General features: G+C 71.3%; 16 protein-coding genes. 2 read left to right on the top strand and 14 right to left on the bottom strand.

Annotation, left to right across the window (positions count from 1 at the left end; genetic code table 11):
• Positions 1-4 precede the first annotated feature (4 nt).
• The 6 genes from KVT44_RS19815 to KVT44_RS19790 all read right to left on the bottom strand — a co-directional run bounded on the left by KVT44_RS19815 (position 5) and on the right by KVT44_RS19790 (position 9,046).
• The gene (locus KVT44_RS19815) at positions 5-3,376 is read right to left on the bottom strand and encodes an SAV_2336 N-terminal domain-related protein (protein WP_190168039.1); all 3,372 of its coding nucleotides are present in this window, start codon (positions 3,374-3,376) and stop codon (positions 5-7) included.
• A 100-nt stretch (positions 3,377-3,476) separates the two neighbouring features.
• The gene (locus tag KVT44_RS19810) at positions 3,477-4,433 is read right to left on the bottom strand and encodes a MoxR family ATPase (protein WP_217567970.1); all 957 of its coding nucleotides are present in this window, start codon (positions 4,431-4,433) and stop codon (positions 3,477-3,479) included.
• Positions 4,430-6,649: a trypsin-like peptidase domain-containing protein gene (locus tag KVT44_RS19805; RefSeq protein ID WP_217567969.1), complete on the bottom strand. Its 2,220-nt coding sequence runs from the start codon at positions 6,647-6,649 to the stop codon at positions 4,430-4,432. Before KVT44_RS19805 ends, KVT44_RS19810 begins: the two co-directional genes overlap by 4 nt.
• On the bottom strand, positions 6,646-7,032 hold the full coding sequence (locus KVT44_RS19800) for a CU044_2847 family protein (protein WP_060901035.1): 387 nt from the start codon (positions 7,030-7,032) through the stop codon (positions 6,646-6,648). Before KVT44_RS19800 ends, KVT44_RS19805 begins: the two co-directional genes overlap by 4 nt.
• Positions 7,033-7,252: 220 nt before the next feature.
• The gene (locus KVT44_RS19795; protein WP_217567968.1) at positions 7,253-7,744 is read right to left on the bottom strand and encodes an NUDIX hydrolase; all 492 of its coding nucleotides are present in this window, start codon (positions 7,742-7,744) and stop codon (positions 7,253-7,255) included.
• A gap of 168 nt (positions 7,745-7,912) precedes the next feature.
• A complete protein-coding gene (locus KVT44_RS19790; protein WP_217567967.1) occupies positions 7,913-9,046 on the bottom strand; it encodes an ADP-ribosylglycohydrolase family protein in 1,134 nt (377 codons plus the stop codon).
• A 199-nt stretch (positions 9,047-9,245) separates the two neighbouring features.
• On the opposite strand from KVT44_RS19790, the gene KVT44_RS19785 reads away from it, so the two are divergent.
• Positions 9,246-10,364 carry a glycerate kinase gene (locus KVT44_RS19785; protein WP_217568047.1) on the top strand — a complete coding sequence of 373 codons (1,119 nt, stop codon included), beginning with the start codon at positions 9,246-9,248 and terminating at the stop codon, positions 10,362-10,364.
• A gap of 103 nt (positions 10,365-10,467) precedes the next feature.
• Here KVT44_RS19785 and pssA read toward each other — a convergent pair whose 3' ends face one another.
• From pssA to KVT44_RS19745, 8 genes are all read right to left on the bottom strand, one after another.
• Complete coding sequence (gene pssA / locus KVT44_RS19780) at positions 10,468-11,286, bottom strand: CDP-diacylglycerol--serine O-phosphatidyltransferase (RefSeq protein ID WP_054230301.1); 819 nt, start codon at positions 11,284-11,286, stop codon at positions 10,468-10,470.
• Positions 11,287-11,308: 22 nt separating this feature from the next.
• A complete protein-coding gene (locus KVT44_RS19775) occupies positions 11,309-11,956 on the bottom strand; it encodes a phosphatidylserine decarboxylase (RefSeq protein WP_095851695.1) in 648 nt (215 codons plus the stop codon).
• A 180-nt stretch (positions 11,957-12,136) separates the two neighbouring features.
• A complete protein-coding gene (locus KVT44_RS19770; RefSeq protein ID WP_054230299.1) occupies positions 12,137-13,342 on the bottom strand; it encodes an acyl-CoA dehydrogenase family protein in 1,206 nt (401 codons plus the stop codon).
• Between the two features lie 2 nt (positions 13,343-13,344).
• Positions 13,345-13,857, bottom strand: a complete 513-nt coding sequence (locus tag KVT44_RS19765; protein ID WP_075029693.1) for a MaoC family dehydratase — start codon at positions 13,855-13,857, stop codon at positions 13,345-13,347.
• 5 nt (positions 13,858-13,862) lie between these two features.
• Positions 13,863-14,828: a CoA ester lyase gene (locus tag KVT44_RS19760; protein WP_075029694.1), complete on the bottom strand. Its 966-nt coding sequence runs from the start codon at positions 14,826-14,828 to the stop codon at positions 13,863-13,865.
• Positions 14,825-16,873: a protein meaA gene (locus tag KVT44_RS19755; protein WP_190168042.1), complete on the bottom strand. Its 2,049-nt coding sequence runs from the start codon at positions 16,871-16,873 to the stop codon at positions 14,825-14,827. Before KVT44_RS19755 ends, KVT44_RS19760 begins: the two co-directional genes overlap by 4 nt.
• 9 nt (positions 16,874-16,882) lie before the next feature.
• On the bottom strand, positions 16,883-18,220 hold the full coding sequence (gene ccrA, locus KVT44_RS19750; protein WP_099925275.1) for a crotonyl-CoA carboxylase/reductase: 1,338 nt from the start codon (positions 18,218-18,220) through the stop codon (positions 16,883-16,885).
• Positions 18,221-18,939: 719 nt separating this feature from the next.
• Positions 18,940-19,272: a CdaR family transcriptional regulator gene (locus KVT44_RS19745; protein ID WP_254649602.1), complete on the bottom strand. Its 333-nt coding sequence runs from the start codon at positions 19,270-19,272 to the stop codon at positions 18,940-18,942.
• Between the two features lie 4 nt (positions 19,273-19,276).
• Between KVT44_RS19745 and KVT44_RS19740 the strand changes: the two genes are divergently transcribed.
• A complete protein-coding gene (locus tag KVT44_RS19740) occupies positions 19,277-19,984 on the top strand; it encodes an FAD-binding oxidoreductase (RefSeq protein ID WP_217567966.1) in 708 nt (235 codons plus the stop codon).
• Positions 19,985-19,990: the final 6 nt, after the last annotated feature.

Raw genomic sequence — 19,990 nt, 5'->3', positions numbered from 1 at the left:
GGGGTCAGGGGAAGATCGGGCGGGGGCCCAACAGGAGGGCGGCGAGGCGTAGGTAAGCCTTGTAGGCCTCGGGGGTCAGCCAGGAGAGTTCGACCGTGCTGCCCATGGTGAGGTGGCCGTCGCGGGGGACCATGACGACGCCGCGGCAGCGGGAGCTCAGGCCGCGGATACTGGCGGCGTCGAGCGTCCAGCCGGCCGCGGGGCGGCTGTGGTTGAGGACGACGACGGCCTCGCGGACCAGGTCCGGCAGGTCGAGGGTGACAAGACGGTCCATGGCCTGCTGCGCCTGGGTCAGACCGGCGGGGTCGGCCCGCGAGACGATGACCACGCGGTCGGCCGCCCTGAGCACCGTGGGCATGAACTTGTCCGAGTCGACCAGGGTGAGGTCGAAGTACTCCCGGGTGGTGCGGGTCACCCGGTGGAAGTCGTAGTCCGTGAACTGGCCGACCGACGCGATGCGCGAGACGGAGTCGTTGGCGAGAACCTGGAGCCCCGAGCGGTGCGGGGACAGGAACAGCTGGAGATCCTCGAAGTGCCGCACCTCGTGCAGCGACTCGGCCAGGTCCGACAGGCTGGCCAGGGTGTTGCGGAAGACCCGCCCGCCGATCCGGACCTGGCTGCCCGTGTGCCGGTCGGCGTCGATGGCGAGCACCCGCTCCTGCCGCTGGTCGGCCAGTACGGCCCCCAGCACCATCGTGGTCGTGGTGCAGCCGACCCCGTCCTTCACGCCCACGAGCGCGATCCGCAGGGGCTCGGGCAAGGGGGTGCGGATGGTGCGCATCCACTGCTCGTGGTCGTCCTCCTCGTCGCTCGCCGTCTCCGGCTCGACGGCGGGGCTGTCGTCGTCCCCGCCCGTGCCGCCCTCCACGTCCTCCCACTCCACCCCGCCCGGCAGCAGCGCCCCGAAGGCGTCCGCCACCTCCCTGGCGGTAGGCCGCCCCGCGGGTTCGGGTTCGACACAGCGCAGCAGCAACTCCGCGATGGTCTCGTCGAGTTGCGCGAGCTGCGGGCTTCTGCGCAGCGCGTCGTTCTCGTACCAGCGCCACGGCCGGCCGGTCGCGGCCTGCAACAGGATGGAACCGAGGGCGTACACGTCGCCCGCCGTGATCCGGGACTCGCCCCAGTACGTCACCTCGGGCGCCCGGTAGGGGGAGTTGGCCGGCGTGGACGGTGTCGACGCGCTCCACGCGCCGTCGATGCGCGCCGACGTCCAGCCGATGAGGTGCAGCGTCGACTCGGTGACCAGCACGGTGCCCGGGGTCAGCGCGCCGTGCACGATGCCCTTGTGGTGGCAGCGCGTCAGCGCCCGCGCCAGGTTCCAGCCCAGCCAGGTGAACAGCGGGGTCCCGGGCAGCGCCCCGGCCGCGTCGAGCACGGCACGCAGCGTGGGCGCGGGCGGACCACCGCTCAGCGTGTCCAGACGCAGCGCCAGCCACGGCGTGGGGCCCTCCAGGTCACTGCGCACCACGGCGGGCGCGTACATCCCGTCCATACGGCGCAGCGCCCGGCGTTCCACGTCGAGCAACTCCCGCGCCACGGGAGAGTCGAAGGAGTGCGACACCCGCAGCAGCACCCGCTGCCCGTCCTCGTCCTCCCCGATGTACGCGGTGGGCTTGCCGCCCGTGCCGTCGCGTTGCAGCAGCGAGTACGGGCCCAGGGTGTGCAGGTCCTGCAGCCGCAGCGGCAGCCACGACGGGGCCGCCTCCAGGCCCGACGGCAGCCGCACCTCCTCGTACTCGGTGGTGCGCGGCGGCGTCGCCGCCATCGGTTTGGCACCCAGGTGGGTGAGGAGACGGTCCTCCAGCCAGGCGAACGGCCGGGTCCCGGGCAGGAGTTCACCCGTACCGGAGGGATGGGCGAGCCAGGCGGGGAAGTCGGGGGAGCGGCCCACCAGAGTGCGCAGCCGCGCGGTGACCGCCCGGGTGGTGCGCAGCAGATCGATCGGGGACGCGGTGTCGAGCAGGATCTCCTGGGCCTCCCCGGCGAAACCGAACCGGCGGTGCTGGGCCGGCAGCCGCTCGTCGACCGGCTCCACCTGGCGCATCAGACCGCCCAGGAACACCTCGGCCAGATGCGCGGTGTCGGCCCGCCACGGCACGGCCGCCTGCACCAGCCGCATCACGGGCACCGTGAGCGGGGACACCGCCGCGAGATGAGCGGCCAGCCGGTAGGCCCCCGGGGACGCGGCGTCCCGGAACCTGAGCACGGCGTCCGCCGCGCCACCGCCCCGGGTGTCGGCCCCGGCCCGTGGCGCCTTCGCCTGCAGCGGCGCCAGCAGGGGGAGCTCCGCGCTGCCGCCCGGCGAGGCCACCAGCCGCGCCCACGCGGCGACCGCCGGGGGATACGGCTCCAGTACGGGGACGGGGACCCCGGGGAATTCGTCACCGAGTCCCGGCGGCAGCAGCGGGTCGGCGACCTCCCAGGTGTCGTTCGCCGCGCCGCGCCGCCGGGTCGTCACCAGCCACGGCTCCGAGCGGATGCCCGACCCGTCCCACATGTGGGAGGGCAGCGCGTGCATGATCGCCGTCGGCCCCTGGTGCGCCCAGCGTTCCAGCGCCGCGTGCAGTCGCCCGTCCCGCCAGCAGGCGCCGACGCCGTCGCTGATGACCAGCACCAGCGTGCCGCCCGAGGGGTCGGCGACCGACGCGGGGGAGAGCAGCGGGGCGTGCGGGTCGAAGGGGCGGGAGCGCAGCAGCGGCGCCCCCGCCGACCGGGTGTCCAGGCCGTGCACACGGATGTCGCGGAAGGCGCCGAGGCGTTCCAGCAGGGCGCGCAGTTCCATCGCCAGCCGCCGCCACAGCAGCATCGAGATGCCGTCGTCGATGAGGAGGGTGAGGTCGAGCCAGCGCTGCCGGGCGGGGCGGGTCACCACATCGGGCAGCCCCGTCTCGGCCATGGCCGCCGCCGTCGCCTCTTCGTCGAACTCCCGCTTCAGCGGCCCGGGCTGGGGCTGTTTCAGCAGCCGGAGCGCACGGCTGAGGCGCAGCTCGTCCGACCCGAGCGCCTTCTCCTCGGGGACCCGTACGGGCAGCGCGCCCTCGCCGGGCGCGCCACGCAGCCCCGGCGCGGCGAGGTCCGCGAACTCGGGTGCGCTGCGCGCCGCTGCCGCCGCGTGCAGCGCACCCAACAGCTGGGCGGGAGGCGGTGGTTGGGTCGGTGTGGCGGGCGCGGGAGAGTCGAGCTCGGCCGGGGCGGGGCCGGCCGTGGAGCGCTCGGTGTCTCCCGCGCCGGCGCCCGGCGGCGGCACGGCGTCCGCGGCCAGCGCGCTCGCGAGCGGCGCCGCGGCTCCCGGCGGAAGCCGCGTCGCCAGCCACAGGGTGTCGAGCAGTTCATGGATCGACAGCTCGTGACCGGCCAGCCGGCCGAGTTTGCTCAACGGGGGCAGGATCGGCGGGGCACCCGTGACGTGCGAGCCGCCCGACCCGCCACCGGCGTCACGCGGGTTCCTCCCGTCGCCCCCGTCGCCCCCGCGCACGCTAGACCATCCCGCCCAGGCGGTGGAGTACGGCGTCCAGCAGCCCTTCGGCGTCCAGATCGACTCCGCCCTTGCGCAGGAACACGGCGTTGAGCAGCTGGTCGGTGGCGAGTTCGCCCGGTGCCCGGCGGTTGAGGAAGGCGTGCAGCAGGTCGTCCACGTCGGACAGCGCGTCCTCACCGAGGTGCGCGGCGACGATGTCCCGCAGCCGGGCCTCGTCCGGGTCCGGCAGATCGAGCCGTACGCAGCGGCGCATGAAGGCCGGCGGGAAGTCCCGTTCGCCGTTGCTGGTGATCACCACGACCGGGAACTCCCGGCAGCGCACCACCCCGCGCGTCACGGTGACCCGCTCGCCGCCCGAGCCATGGGTCAGTGCCGGCACCTCGGACTGGGTCTCCGGCAGCCGGGACAGCTCGGGTATCTCGAACTCGCCCTCCTCGAACACGGTCAGCAGATCGTTCGGGAGGTCGACGTCACCCTTGTCGAGCTCGTCCACGAGCAGCAGCCGCGGCCGGTCGCGCGGCACCAGGGCGGTACCGAGCGGCCCGAGCCGCACATAGGTGCCGATGTCGGGCTCGGGGTCCCCGCGCTCCTGGCGCAGATGCGTCTCGCGCAGCCTGCCGATCGCGTCGTAGCCGTACAGGGCGTCCTTGAGGACGGAACGGCTGTTGACGGGCCACTGGAGCACCGGTCCGAGAGACAGCTCGTGCGCGATGGCGTGCGCCAGCGAGGACTTGCCGGTGCCGGGGTGCCCGGTGACGAGCAGCGGGCGGCGCAGATGGAGGGCGGCGCTGACCACGTCCGCCTCCGTGCGCCCGATCAGATAGGGACGGTGCCGCGGGCGGCCCCCCGGCCCGTCGCCGAACTGCCGCCAGGGCGGCGCCTCGGGGAACTCCACCTCACGGGCCACGCGGTCACCGCGGAACAGCCGCCACCCGTCCTGCGTCTGCTGGGTCATCCTGTCCGCTCCGTTCCTTCCGAGGGGTCGGCGAGCTGGAGTTCGTCGGGCAGCGGCAGCTCGATGTCCTCCCACACCAGGGCGGGACGCGTGGGCACCGCCCGGTCCGCGTAGGCGCGGACCCTGAAGTGCCGTACGCGCTCCGGGAGTCCGTCCACGGGACCGTGCGGTGCCAGGGCGTCGAGCGGGGCGCAGTCTTCCGGACCGGGGGCGGCCCGGTCCCAGAGCACGACCGGCACCCCCATCACCAGGCACACGGGCAGCAACTCGCCGCGGTGCTCGGTGCTTCCGTGCACAAGGACGCGCGCGGTGTCCCGATGGGTTGTCTTCAGCAGCCCGATGAGTCCCGCCCGGCCGCCGATCCTGTGGTCCGCGAGGAGGGTGTCGCTCTGGTGACGGGCGTTCCAGCGCCGCTTGAGATCGGCGGGTCCGGTGCGCGAGCGCCGCCGGATCTTCGGGCAGCGCAGCACGAGGTGGAAGTCCTCACCGAGCCGCGCGGAGATGTACTCCTCGGCGCCCGCTCCGTCCCACTCGTCGAGTGAGAGCTCCAGCGCGTCCGGCGGTACCGACACGGCGACCAGCGCGACCCCGTCCCCGGCGCCCTCCGCGCCCCCGGCCACCTCCCGGATCAGCCGGGCGATCTCCCGTCCGGTGCGCGGCCGGTCGGACTCCGAGGCGGCGCGCGCCGGGGTGCCGTCGGGGCGCAGCCGCCACACCGAGCAGCGGTAGTGGTCCGCCGGGTCCTTGGCGTACCGGTCCAGCTCCACCAGGACCCGTACACCGGCCGGCGCGGACCGCCGGGACCAGCGGTCCGCGTCACCGCGCCGCTCCTGCAGCGCCGAGGAGTGAATGCCCAGGCGGGCGGCGACCCGGGCGCTCCACTCCCGTAGCGCCTGCCGGGCCAGCTCGCCGGTCGTCTCCGCCGCCACGTACTCGACGACGCGCAGCAGCGCGGGCAGCCGGGGCGACTCGTCGGGCACGGGCGACCCGTCCCCGTACCAGCCCTCCAGTTCGTGGACGACCGCGGGCACGGCCGACGGTGCCAGGTGGGCCGCCTGCAGCGAGCGCGGCAGGTCCACGTAGGGCAGCGCGGCGGTCGCGGCCCGCGGCAGCAGGCCCGGATCGTGCTCGGTGAGATGCTCCAACTTGACCACCAGCGCCCGGTGTTCGGCCACCGACAGCAGCCGCGCGGCCTCCGTCAGCCGGCCCAGGGCGAGCAGCCGGTCGAGCTCGGCCCGGCCGCGCGGATCGTCCGCCACCTTGGGCGCGAGCGACTCGGCGAGCGTGGGCAGCGCCCGCTCCGTGCCGCTGAGCAGATGGGCGAGCTCCTCCACGGTCGGCGCGCTCCCGTCGCCCGGGGCCCGCAGCGCGAGCTGGGCGGCGAGCACGGTGGCGTGGTCGGCGCGCGCCCGCGGGTCGCCCAGCAGGCTGTGCAGCGGGCCGACCATCATGTCGCGCACCGACTCGGCCTCGGCGAGGGTCGCGGCCGACCGCTCCCGGCTGCCGTTCACCTGCTCGGGTGCCGCCCCGACCCGGGCCAGCTCCCGCAGGACCGACTGCCAGCCGAGCCCCCAGCTGCGCCGCAGCGTGTGCTGGGCCGAGAACACCCCGTCGGGCGCGGTGATCCGCCCCACGACCAGGCCGACGGCCGCCCGGTCGGTCACCGACCAGAGGGGCCCGCCGCTGTAGCCCTCGTCGACCGCCGCGCCGGACAACTGTCCGTCGAGATAACAGATCCGGCCGTCGTACGCCCCCACCCGCGCGTCGGCGTACGAGAACGGCTGCCCGCCGCCGTACCAGGCCCGCACCTGCTGGCCGCGCTCCATCTCCAGCCAGCGCAGCGGGCTCACGGGCGGGGGAGGCGCCTCGTCGAGTTCGAGGACGGCCAGATCGCCGTCCCACTCCAGGGAGCCGTCGGCGACCGGGCCGTACTGCGGGGACCGCGGCGGTATCCAGGCGACCAGCCGGGCCTGGTGCAGATCCGCGGCGGACAGCACCGGGAAAGACACGTCGAGGGTGACCTCCCCCGGGTTGTGCGGGCTGAGGCCGCGCAGCCCGAGCGCCAGGTTGATGACATGCGCGCAGGTCAGCAGCCTGCGGCCGGAGAGGTAGACACCCGCCCCCGCGGTTCGGCCGCGATCGCTGGATAGGACGCGCACCAGCGCGCCGCGGGCGTCGCCGGACGACGGGTCGTCCGGCGATCCGAACCAGGTCACGGCTCCGTCCGGCGGGGCAGCTGCCAGGTCGCCGAAATGGTCATGCTGGCCTGGCCGTTGGCCCCGACGATGCCGATCTTCAGGTCCTGTCCGATCTGGATGCCGAAGTCGACGGAGATCTCGTGCGGCGGGTCGGGTATCCCGCGGATCGCGTCGTGCACCTGCTGCAGTACGGGCCCCAGCGGGCTCAGCACACTGCGCAGACCGTCCGTCGCCAGCGACGCGACCCGCGCGCCACGCCCGACCGGGACCACCCCGGAAATGCCGCCCGGCAGATCGGCGTCGACGGCCGGGGCCGCCGACGCCTCCCCCGCGGCCGCGAGCTCGAGCCGGACGTGGGCCCCGTCGTCGAGGGCGAATTCCATGTAGTCGTAGTGCGGCACACGGGCATTGTGCCGATCAATGCCCCGTGAAGGTAGTGAAGTTGACAAATCCGCCGTAGCCAATGGGCGACTCGGGCCTGTCCGGCGGATCATGCCGTAGACGCGGGGCTTGGCACACTCCCCCCAAGCTCGTCGAGCAGGGGGTGAACCCCAGCGGCGTTGTCGTCGGTCGCCGATGCAGCACCGTCATTTTCCTACGGCCTGATCCGCCGAACGGGCTCTAGCCCACCCGGTGGCCGTTCTCCAGTTCCGCGGTTCCGCCGCCGTCCGTCAGCACGTCCAGCGCCGCGAGGACCCGGCGGCCGAGTGCGCCCGGCAGATACTCGGCCAGGTCCTCCCGCGGCACCAGCCGCCACGACAGCAGTTCCTCCTCCTGCAACCGGATCGCCTTGAGCTCCCGCTCGCCGAGGACTCCGCCGTCGTACAGGTAGGCGACCAGCGGGGGGCGCGCCGTCCCGTGCACCCAGTCGACCGCGAGCAGTGGACCGAGTTCGATGTCGAGCCCGATCTCCTCGGCGGTCTCGCGGCGCGCGCCCTGGCGCGGGGTCTCCCCGTCGTCCGACTCGACGGTGCCACCCGGAAGGGCCCAGCCCTCACGGTAGTTCGGCTCGACGAGCAGCACCCGGCCGTCCCCGTCGCGGAAGAGCGCGGCGGCACCGGCGAGGACACGGGGGAGGCCCGCGATGTACGTGGCGAAGTCTGGAGTGGTCATCCCCGAAGCGTAACGAGCCTGCGCGGCCCCTCCTCGGACGTACTGTCCGCCTCGGCGAAGCACTACGCGCACCCTGGGAAGCCGTCGCCGCCGCGGCGGCGCGAGGCTGGTCCTGCCGGCGACGGGGATCACGGCGGACGTGTTCGAGACGGCCCCGACACCCGTCGGCTAGGACAGGTCCTGGACGTCGGGACCGGCACCGGACGGCCCCTCGGCCTCGGCTCCCATCTCCGCCTCCGCCTCCGTCAGCGCGAGCGTCCGCGCGGCCAGCTCACTGATCCGTACGCCGTCGAAGCCGAACACCGCGCTGCGTACGGTGTCCTCCAGCGGGTCCTTCCACTGCGCGGGAATGGCCTCGGCCCCGCACAGGACCCCGGCCACCGAGCCCGCCGTCGCGCCGTTCGAGTCGGTGTCCAGGCCGCCGCGGACGGTCAGCGTGATGGTCCGGGTGAAGTCGCCGTCGCCGTAGAGCAGCCCGGCCGTGAGGACGGCGGCGTTCGGGATTGTGTGGATCCAGCCGAGCCCCGCGGTCTCCTCGGACACCGTGGTGAGCGTGTCCTCCCAGGTCATCCGGGTCTCGTGAAGCGTGAGCACCCGGCGTACGGTGCGGGCGAGGCGGCTGCTCGCGGGGATGACGGTCAGCGCCGTGTCCAGTGCGTGGCGGACCGTGGGCGCGGTGAACGCGGCCGAGACGAGCGCCGCCGCCCACATCGCCCCGTACACGCCGTTGCCGGTGTGGGACAGCACGGCGTCCCGACGGGCTAGGGAGGCCGCCCGGCGCGGCGCACCCGGGTTGGTCCAGCCGTAGACGTCGGCGCGGATCAGGGCGCCGATCCACTCCTGGTAGGGATTGTCGTACGTCGCCGTCAGCGGCGGTTTGATGCCGTTGGCGAGGTTGCGGTACGCGGCCCGCTCCGCCGTGAACGTCTGCAGATACGGCAGCCGCAGCAGCCACAGGTCGCCGACCTGCTCGGTGCTGAAACCGAAACCGTGCGTCTCCAGCAGGTGCAGGCCCAGGATCGCGTAGTCGACGTCGTCGTCACGGCAGCTGCCGTGGATGCGGCCGCGCACGCATTGCCGCCACTCGGGCCGCAGCTCGAACTCGCCGGCGTCGCCGTCGGTGGCGGGCTCGGGAAGATAGTCGGTGAGCGGCAGGGCGGCGGCCTGTCGCAGATAGCGGTCGATACGGTCCCGCGTCCAGTGGTCGCCCTGCTCGACCGGCTTGCCGAGCATGTTGCCCGCGATCCGGCCCAGCCAGCCCCCGAGAACGCGGTCCGCGAGTTCGGTGCCCACAGGAGTCATAGCTCCGGTTTACCCAATTCCGGGCATGAGCGTGCGGTGTTCCACGGGCCGGTCGGGGCATGACGGCGGGGGCGTCCTGCGGTTAAGGTCGCAACGGCGCGACTGCCTTGACGTGTGCGAGGCCGGAAAGCAAGGGGAATGCAAGGTGGCGGACTCTGCTGTGAAGACGACACGTGCGGGCACCGGGCGTGTTTCGCGGGTGCTGATCGCCGCGGACAAGTTCAAGGGGTCGCTGACCGCCGTGCAGGTCGCGGAGCGCGTCATGGCCGGGCTGCGCCGGGTCGTGCCGGGTGTCGAGGTCGAGGCGCTGCCCGTGGCCGACGGCGGCGACGGGACCGTGGACGCGGCGGTCGCGGCCGGGTTCGAGCGCCGTGAGGTGCGGGTCGCCGGCCCGCTGGGCGACGAGCTCACCGCCGCCTTCGCGCTGCGCGGCGGCACCGCGGTGGTGGAGATGGCGGAGGCGAGCGGATTGCAGCGGCTGCCCGCCGGGGTGTTCGCGCCGCTGACGTCGTCCACGTACGGGTCCGGGGAGCTGCTGCGGGCCGCGCTGGACGCCGGGGCCCGGACGATCGTGTTCGGCGTGGGCGGGAGCGCCACGACGGACGGCGGGGCGGGGATGCTGTCCGCGCTCGGGGCGCGGTTCGTGGACGCGGAGGGGGAGCCGGTGGCGCCCGGCGGTGCGGCGCTGAGTGACGTGGCGACCGCGGACCTGTCCGGCCTGGACCCCCGCCTGTCCTCCGTGGACTTCGTCCTCGCCAGCGACGTGGACAACCCGCTCACCGGGCCGAAGGGCGCGCCCGCCGTGTACGGCCCCCAGAAGGGGGCGAGCCCCGACGACGTGGAGATCCTGGACGCGGCCCTCGGACACTTCGCCGCGGTTCTGGAGAAGTCGATCGGGTCCAGGGCCACGGAGTACGCCGCGGCGCCGGGGGCGGGAGCCGCGGGTGGCATCGGCTACGGTGCGCTGGTCCTGGGCGCCCGGTTCCGTCCCGGTATCGAGGTGATGCTCGACGTCCTCGGCTTCGCGCCCGCGCTGGAGAGGGCCACCCTGGTGATCACCGGTGAGGGGTCCCTCGATGAACAGACCCTCCACGGCAAGGCTCCGGCGGGGGTGGCCGCGGCCGCCCGTGCCGCGGGCAAGGAGGTCGTCGCGGTGTGCGGGCGCCTGGCACTGCGCCCGGAGGCGCTCGGCAGGGCCGGCATCCGGCGCGCGTACCCCCTCACGGAGGTCGAGCCCGACATCGCGCGATGCATCTCCGACGCGGGGCCGATCCTGGAGACGGTGGCCCAGAACATCGCCCGTGACTTCCTGACCTGACCCGTCCCGGGGGACGAAGAGGTACGACGAGGTACGAAGAGGTACGACGAAGGGGCCCGAACCGGTTGTCCGGTTCGGGCCCCTTCGGGCGTACGAGGAAAAGCTACGGCAGCTGCGCCGCCCGTGCCTCACGCCGGTTGTCGCGGAAGTTGTTCACCCGCCGAGCCGTCGCGAACAGCGGAATCACCGCACCCATGACGAGCTGCAGCGCACAGCCGGTCTGGAGCAGGAGCTGACCGCTGGGGGCGTCGAAGGCCCACGCCGCCAGCAGACCCATGGACAGGACGATCCAGGAGAGCATCGCCACCGCGAGGCGGCCCCGCGGCTTCGGGTACTCCACCCGGCTCACCATCAGCCACGCCGTGCCGAGGATCGCCATCAGCGTCGCCGCGAAGGGCAGCTCCAGGAGCACGATCGAGACCACCGTCAGCGCTCCGAACGGCGACGGCATGCCCTGGAACGTGCCGTCCTTCACCGTGACGCAGGAGAAGCGGGCGAGGCGGAGGACGACCGCGAGCAACACCACGATCGCGCCGAGCGCCGCCACTCTCTGGTGCGCGTCGTCCGCGACCATGCCGTAGACGAGGACGAAGTACGCGGGCGCCAGACCGAAGCTGATCAGGTCCGACAGGTTGTCCAGTTCCGCGCCCATGGGGGAGGAGCGCAGCTTGCGGGCGACGAGGCCGTCGAAGAGGTCGAAGACCGCGGCGCAGAGCATCAGGATGACGGCCGTGGCGGCGCTGTGGCGCGCCATGCCCGACTCCTGGCTGCCGGTGAGGTGCGGGATCAGAATGCCCGTGGTGGTGAAGTACACCGCCATGAAGCCGCACGTGGCGTTGCCGAGGGTGAGGGTGTCCGCTATTGAGAGGCGGAGAGAGAGGGGCATCTCCTCCTCGTCGTCCACCTCGTCGGCCTCCGGCACCCAGCCGGCCTGAGTCTCAGGATCAATCACGGTCAATTCGAGTCACCCCAGCCACGGTCTTCTGACCGACTTCCACATCGACCTCGACACCCTCGGGGAGGTAGATGTCGACGCGCGAGCCGAAGCGGATGAGACCGATCCGGTCGCCCTGCTCGACCTTCGTACCCTGCGGGATATAAGGAACGATACGGCGGGCGACCGCGCCGGCGATCTGGATCATCTCGATGTCACCGAGTTCGGTGTCGAAATGCCAGACGACGCGTTCGTTGTTCTCGCTCTCCTTGTTGAACGCCGGAACGAACCCACCGGGGATGTGCTCGACCGAGGTCACCGTGCCGGAGAGCGGCGCGCGGTTGACATGGACGTTCAGAGGGCTCATGAAGATCGCGACGCGGGTGCGTCCGTCCTTCCACGGCATGATGCTCTGCACCACACCGTCGGCGGGCGAGATGACCCGGCCCGGGGCGATCTCGCGCTCGGGGTCGCGGAAGAACCACAGCATGCCCGCCGCGAGCGCGGTGGCGGGTACGGCCACGGCCTTGGCGGCGCCGGAGCGGCGTGCCTTGGCCAGACTGAGTGCTGCGGTGGCAACGGTCGGGAGAAGCCACGGCGATGCTCCGCGCGCGAGGCGGACCCGGCCGCGAGGTGCAGAGGTTTGGCTGTGGGGCATGGATGACCTTCGTAGCGGATGATGCCGCGCTGGAACGGGGGACGGCGGCTTTCCCGGGATCGTACCGGGCGCGGGCCGCAACTGGGCAAGCCAGGAAGCCGAGTCGGCGGCCGAAGAGTGTTGACGGGGTGTGATCTTCTTCTCGAAGAAAACACCCCGAACCGTGACATCCAACCCCGCTTAACCCTGGAGTCGATACTCTTCGAGCAGTCGGCGCCCGATGATCATTTTCTGGATTTCGGCGGTACCTTCTCCGATCAGCAGCATCGGCGCCTCGCGGTAGAGACGCTCGATCTCGTACTCCTTGGAGAAGCCGTAGCCGCCGTGGATCCGGAAGGCGTCCTCGACCACTTCCTTGCAGTATTCGGAGGCGAGGTACTTCGCCATCCCTGCCTCGAGGTCGTTTCGTTCCCCGGAGTCCTTTTTGCGGGCTGCGTTCACCATCATTGCATGGGCCGCTTCGACCTTGGTGGCCATCTCGGCCAGCTTGAACTGGATGGCCTGGTGCTGCGCGATCGGCTTGCCGAAAGTATGACGCTGCTGGGCATAGGAGACACCCAGCTCGAACGCACGCTGTGCGACACCGCAACCACGAGCCGCCACGTTGACGCGGCCGACCTCGACTCCGTCCATCATTTGGTAAAACCCTCGGCCAGTGGTGCCGCCGAGTACCCGATTGGCCGGAACGCGCAGTCCGTCCATGATGAGCTCGGTCGTGTCGACGCCCTTGTAGCCCATCTTGTCGATCTTCCCGGGAATGGTGAGGCCGGGGCGGACCTCTCCGAAGCCGGGCTCCTTCTCGACCAGGAAGGTCGTCATCGACTTGTGGGGCGCGGTGCCCTCCGGGTGTCCTTCGTCACTTCGTACGAGCACGGCCACCAGGTTCGACGAGCCGCCGTTCGTCAGCCACATCTTCTGGCCGTTCAGGACGTACTCGTCGCCGTCCCTGACCGCCTTCGAGGTGATCGCGGAGACGTCCGAGCCGAGCGCCGGCTCCGACATCGAGAACGCGCCGCGCACCTCGCCCAGCGCCATCCGGGGCAGGAAGTGGTCCTTCTGCTCCTGCGTGCCGTGCTGCTTGAGCATGTACGCCACGATGAAGTGCGTGTTGATGATGCCGGAGACCGACATCCAGCCGCGGGCGATCTCCTCGACGCAGAGCGCGTAGGTGAGGAGGGACTCGCCCAGGCCCCCGTACTCCTCGGGGATCATCAGGCCGAACAGGCCCAGCTCCTTGAGGCCGTCGACGATCTGCTGGGGGTACTCGTCGCGGTGCTCCAGCTCGGTCGCGACCGGGATGATCTCCTTGTCCACGAAGTCGCGGACGGTGGAGAGGATCTCCTGCTGGACGTCGGTGAGACCGGCGGTCTGGGCGAGTCGCGCCATGGCTACTTCTCCTGCTGCTTGAGTTCCGGACGGCCGGGCTGCTCGCCCCCGCGCTCCTTGATGTACGTCTCGGTCGGCACCATGACCTTGCGGCGGAACACGCACACCAGCGTGCCGTCCTGCTTGTAGCCCTTGGTCTCGACGTAGACGATCCCGCGGTCGCTCTTCGACTTCGAGGGTGTCTTGTCGAGGACCGTGGTCTCGCCGTAGATCGTGTCGCCGTGGAAGGTCGGCGCCACGTGCTTCAGCGACTCGATCTCCAGGTTGGCGATGGCCTTCCCGGAGACGTCCGGGACGGACATGCCGAGCAGTAGCGAGTAGATGTAGTTGCCCACGACGACGTTCCTGCCGAAGTCCGTCGTCCGCTCCGCATAGTTCGAGTCCATGTGGAGGGGGTGGTGGTTCATGGTCAGGAGACAGAAGAGGTGGTCGTCGTACTCCGTGACCGTTTTCCCGGGCCAGTGCTTGTAGACCGCGCCGACCTCGAACTCCTCGTACGTGCGTCCGAACTGCATGGTGCTCAGGCCTCCGGGGCTTCGAACTTGGACGTGCGCTGCATGCCGGCCGCCCGGCCCTTGCCCGAGATGACCAGGGCCATCTTGCGGCTGGCCTCGTCGATCATCTCGTCGCCGAGCATCGCGGAGCCCTTCTTGCCGCCCGCCTCGGACGTGTAGTACTCGTACGCGTCGAGGATGAGCTCGGCGTGGTCGAAGTCCTCCTGGGAGGGCGAGAAGATCTCGTTGGCCGCGGCGACCTGGTCCGGGTGCAGCACCCACTTGCCGTCGAAGCCCAGGGCGGCTGCGCGCCGGGCGACCTCGCGGTAGCCCTCCTGGTTGCGGATCTGCAGGTAGGGGCCGTCGATCGCCTGGAGGTCGTGCGTACGGGCGGCCATCAGGATGCGCATCAGGATGTAGTGGTACGCGTCCGCCGGGTAGCCCGGCGGCTGCTCGCCCACGACCAGCGACTTCATGTTGATGGAGGCCATGAAGTCGGCCGGGCCGAAGATGATGGTCTCTACACGCGGTGAGGCGGCCGCGATCTCGTCGACGTTGACGAGTCCCTTCGCGTTCTCGATCTGCGCCTCGATGCCGATCTTGCCGACCTCGAAGCCCATCGTCTTCTCGATCTGCGTCAGCAGCAGGTCGAGCGCGACGACCTGCTGGGCGTCCTGGACCTTCGGCAGCATGATGCAGTCGAGGTTCTGGCCCGCGCCCTCGACGACCGTGACGACATCGCGGTACGTCCAGTGCGTCGTCCAGTCGTTCACCCGCACGACCCGCGTCTTGCCGGTCCAGTCGCCCTCGTTCAGGAACTTCACGATGGTGTGCCGCGCCTCGGGCTTGGCGAGCGGGGCGCAGGCGTCCTCCAGGTCCAGGAAGACCTGGTCCGCGGGGAGGCCCTGGGCCTTCTCCAGGAAGCGGGGGTTCGAGCCGGGCACGGCCAGGCAGGAACGCCGCGGGCGAAGGCGGTTGACGGGCGTGGTCATGCGGGGACCTCCAGGGGGTCGAGCTTGTTCGCTTTCCGGATCTCGTCGACGATACGGCCGATGATTCCGGTGATGTCGAAGTCCTTCGGTGTGAATACCGCGGCGACTCCCGCGGCGCGCAACAGTTCGGCGTCGGCGTTCGGGATGATCCCGCCGGCGATCACCGGGATGTCGGCCGCGCCGGCCTCGCGCAGCCGCTCCAGCACGTCGGGCACCAACTGGGCGTGCGAGCCGGACAGGATGGACAGGCCGACGCCGTGCACGTCCTCGGCGACGGCCGCGTCCACGATCTGTTCGGGCGTGAGCCGGATGCCCTGGTAGACCACCTCGAACCCGGCGTCGCGGGCGCGCACGGCGATCTGCTCGGCGCCGTTGGAGTGCCCGTCCAGGCCCGGCTTGCCCACCAGGAAGCGGAGCTTGCCGACGCCGAGTTCGCGGGCGGTCTCCTCGACCTTGCGGCGCACCAGCGCCAGCGCGGTGCCCTCCTCGGCGGTGACCGCGACGGGTGCGGACGAGACGCCGGTCGGGGCGCGGAACTCGCCGAACACCTCGCGCAGGGCCTCGGACCACTCGCCGGTCGTGACCCCGGCGCGGGCGCACTCGAGGGTGGCCTCCATGAGGTTGTCGGTGCCCTTGGCCGCTTCCTTCAGCCGCTCCAGCGCCTTGCAGGGGCGCGGGTGGTTGAACGGTGGCTGGTAGCGCGTGTCGCGCCAGTTCTGCAGCGCGGCGACCACGCGGGCCTCGACGGCCGGGTCGACGGTCTGGATCGCCGCGTCCAGGTCGGCGGTGAGCGGGTTCGGCTCGGTCGACTCGAAGATGTTGACGCCGACGATCTTCTCGGTGCCGCCCTCGATCCGGGCCCGGCGCTCGGCGTGCGAGGAGACGAGCTGGGACTTCAGATAGCCCGACTCGACGGCGGCCATCGCCCCGCCCATCTCGTCGATCCGGTCCATCTCGGCGAGCGACTCCTCGACGAGCGCCGCGACCTTCGCCTCGATGACGTGCGAGCCCTCGAAGATGTCCTCGTACTCCAGCAGGTCGCTCTCGTGCGCCAGCACCTGCTGGATGCGCAGCGACCACTGCTGGTCCCAGGGCCGGGGCAGCCCCAGCGCCTCGTTCCAGGCGGGCAGCTGCACGGCACGCGCGCGTGCGTCCTTCGAGAGCGTCACGGCCAGCATCTCGAGGACGATCCGCTGGACGTTGTTCTCCGGCTGCGCCTCGGTCAGACCGAGCGAGTTGACCTGGACGCCGTAGCGGAAACGCCGCTGCTTGGCGTCCTGGATGCCGTACCGCTCGCGCGTGACCTGGTCCCAGATCCGCCCGAACGCCCGCATCTTGCACATCTCCTCGACGAACCGGACACCCGCGTTCACGAAGAAGGAGATACGGGCGACGACGTCACCGAACTTCTCGGCGGGCACCTGCCCCGAGTCGCGGACGGCGTCCAGCACGGCGATGGCCGTCGACATCGCGTACGAGATCTCCTGGACGGGGGTCGCGCCCGCCTCCTGGAGGTGGTACGAGCAGATGTTGATCGGGTTCCACTTGGGGATGTGGGAGACCGTGTACGCGATCATGTCCGTCGTCAGCCGGAGTGAGGGCACCGGCGGAAAGACATGCGTACCCCGCGACAGGTACTCCTTGACGATGTCGTTCTGCGTCGTCCCCTGGAGTTTGGTGATGTCGGCGCCCTGCTCCTCGGCGACGACCTGGTAGAGCGCCAGCAGCCACATGGCGGTGGCGTTGATGGTCATCGAGGTGTTCATCTGCTCCAGGGGGATGTCCTGGAACAGCCGGCGCATGTCACCGAGGTGCGAGACCGGCACCCCGACCCGGCCGACCTCGCCGCGGGCGAGGATGTGGTCGGGGTCGTACCCGGTCTGCGTGGGCAGGTCGAAGGCCACGGAGAGACCCGTCTGCCCCTTGGCGAGGTTGCGCCGGTACAACTCGTTGGACGCCTCGGCGGTGGAGTGACCGGCGTAGGTCCGCATGAGCCACGGCCGGTCCTTCTCCCGCCGTCCAGCGGCGTTCTGACGCTCAGTCATCTGGGGACCTCAGACGTTCCGGAAGCGGTTGATGGCGTCGATGTGCTGGGCGCGCTTCTCCTCGTCGCGCACGCCCAGGCCCTCGCGGGGTGCCAGCGCGAGCACGCCGACCTTGCCCTGGTGGAGGTTGCGGTGGACGTCGTACGCGGCCTGCCCGGTCTCCTCCAGGGAGTACACCTTGGAGAGCGTCGGGTGGATCTTGCCCTTGGCGACCAGCCGGTTGGCCTCCCAGGCCTCGCGGTAGTTGGCGAAGTGCGAGCCGATGATGCGCTTCAGGGACATCCACAGGTAGCGGTTGTCGTACTCGTGGTTGTAGCCCGAGGTCGAGGCGCAGGTGACGATGGTGCCGCCCTTGCGGGTGACGTAGACGGAGGCGCCGAAGGTCTCGCGGCCCGGGTGCTCGAAGACGATGTCGACGTCCTCGCCGCCGGTCAGCTCGCGGATCCGCTTCCCGAACCGCTTCCACTCCTTCGGGTCCTGGTTGTGCTCGTCCTTCCAGAACTTGTAGTCCTCGGCGTTGCGGTCGATGATCGCCTCGGCGCCCATCGCCCGGCAGATGTCCGCCTTCTGGTCGCTGCTGACGACGCAGATGGGGTTGGCGCCACCGGCGAGCGCGAACTGCGTGGCGTACGAGCCGAGGCCGCCGCTCGCGCCCCAGATGAGGACGTTGTCGCCCTGCTTCATGCCGGCGCCGTTCCTCGACACGAGCTGCCGGTACGCGGTGGAGTTCACGAGCCCGGGAGCGGCGGCCTCCTCCCACGACAGGTGGTCGGGCTTGGGCATCAGCTGGTTGGACTTGACGAGGGCTATCTCGGCGAGGCCGCCGAAGTTGGTCTCGAAGCCCCAGATGCGCTGCTCGGGGTCGAGCATCGTGTCGTTGTGCCCGTCGCTGGACTCCAGCTCGACGGACAGACAGTGCGCGACGACCTCGTCGCCGGGCTTCCAGGCGTTGACGCCGGGGCCGGTGCGCAGGACGACGCCCGCGAGGTCGGAACCGATGATGTGGTACGGCAGGTCGTGGCGCTTGGTGAGCTCGCTGAGCCTGCCGTAGCGCTCCAGGAAACCGAAGGTCGCCATCGGCTCGAAGATCGAGGTCCAGACCGAGTTGTAGTTGACGGAGGAGGCCATCACGGCCACCAGGGCCTCGCCCGGGCCGAGCTCCGGCACCGGCACGTCGTCCAGGTGGATCGACTTGCGGGGGTCCTTGTCGCGGGTGGTGAGCCCCGCGAACATCTCCGTCTCGTCCTTGTGCACGGTGATCGCGCGGTACGACTCGGGGAGCGGAAGAGCGGCGAAGTCGGCAGACGTGGCCGTCTGCGACTGAATCGCGTCCAGGATGTCCTTCACGGTGTTGCCTCCGGCGATGAGCGTCTTGAGGGAAGACACTTGAGGGTTACGTCGGTGCTGCTGCTGGGAGTGAGGGGTGTGCCGTCGGTTCGGCGAAGGTGGTGGTGCGGTGGCAGCGCCGGGTTGGCGCAAAAGGTTGCCTGTGACGCAGGCGTCCGGGCGCGCTCGCCGTGGCTTGCGGGGACAGCCGGCGTACGAAAGGTCTCTGCACGCCGGCCGCCCGGACAACATCAACGTATGGCACGCCGTGTCACCTCGCAAGGCACGGAGTGCCATGAGTTTCGCTCAGGTGAAATCTTTACGTAACACGTGAGCGATGATCGATCAGATCGACCGATGATCGATCAAAACACACTGGTCAGGGGCGGTGTGGAGGGGCCGGTACGCGGGCCGGAGGCGCGGGGCGACGGGCCGCTTCGGAGAACACCTGATGTCGGTGGCGCGGCGTGAGGGTTCCGGTGCGGGGGCGGGGTCGGGGTGAGTCGGCGTTGCAGCGGGCCGACGAGGCGTCCGGGGGAGGGTCGGGCGTCGGGAGTGCCGGGCGGTCGATGACGGGGGCGCTCGTCGGCGGAGCCGGGGGTGCGGGCGACGGGGCCAGGGGGCGTACCTGCCTGGGGGCAGCACTTTTCGGCCCAAGACTCGCGGCGCCGGGGTCCCCGGGGAAGCCCGCGATGCGGGCCGCGTCCGTCCGGCTGGGGTGGTGGCGTGCTGGGTCGGCGTCAGAGTGCGTCTGCCAGGCAGGCCAGGTACAGGGCCATCGCCGTGCGCGGGTCGCGGACGTCGCGGGTGGACAGTTCCTCGATCTTGGCCAGGCGGTACAGCAGCGTGTTCCGGTGGACGGCCAGCCGCCGTGCCGTTCCCACCAGCTGGAACCCGCACTCCGCCCAGGCGACGAGAGTCTCCCGCAGCACCGGCCAGTCCTCGCGCTCGTGCAACCCGGACAGCAGCGCCTCCGCGCACCGGGCCCGTTCCTGGCGTACGGCCATGGCGACCAGCTGCGGCACCCGCAACTCGGCGACGGCGAAGACCCGCCGTTCCGGCTCCAGCCTCAACCCGGTGCCGAACGTCCGGCTGCTGCGCTTCCTGGCCCGCCTCGGCCTGAACAGCACGGCCCGCCGGTACAACGCCGGGGTCGCGTCGCTCGCCGCGCTGGCCGAGGACACGTTCGCGCTGTTCGAGGAGCTGGAGGCGCTCGGCGTGGACGGCGGCGCCGGGAAGGACGGCTTCCTCTTCGCGTATCCGTCGTACGAGGCCGCGGCGCACGGTGTGGCGGCCTTCCGCCGCCTCGGCGCCCCGGTGGCCCCCGAAGGGGTTCTGGCCGCCTCCGCACTCGCGGAGCTCGAGCCCACCCTCGGCCCCGCCGCCCGCGCCGGGTTCCTCGTCGAACGCCAGTGGTCACTGGACCCCGGCCGGTTCGTGGACTCGCTCGCCGAGCGGCTGCGGCGGGACGGTGCCGAGCTGGTGGAGGGCGCCCGGGTCACCGCGGTACGCGAGGGCGCGGGCCGCGTGGAGGTCCGGACGACCGCGGGCACGTACGGCGCCGACCAGGTGGTGGTCGCCGCCGGAGTCTGGTCCCGCGAGATCTGCCGCTCCCTGGGCGTCGACATCGACCTCGCCCCCGGCAAGGGCTACAGCTTCTCGGTCCCGGCCGACCCCCTGCCGCGTCGCCTGGTCCACCTCGGCAGTGCCAAGGCGGTCCTCACGCCGATGGGTAGGGGGGGGTGCCCTCTGGTCGAGCGGAGTCGAGAGCCCGGGGGAAGGTGAGGGTCG

The organism is Streptomyces sp. GbtcB7 (genome assembly GCF_019091445.1).
Classification (GTDB): domain Bacteria; phylum Actinomycetota; class Actinomycetes; order Streptomycetales; family Streptomycetaceae; genus Streptomyces; species Streptomyces mirabilis.
The sequence above is the reverse complement of the archived record's forward strand: the minus strand, read 5'-3'. Positions and strand labels throughout refer to the sequence as shown.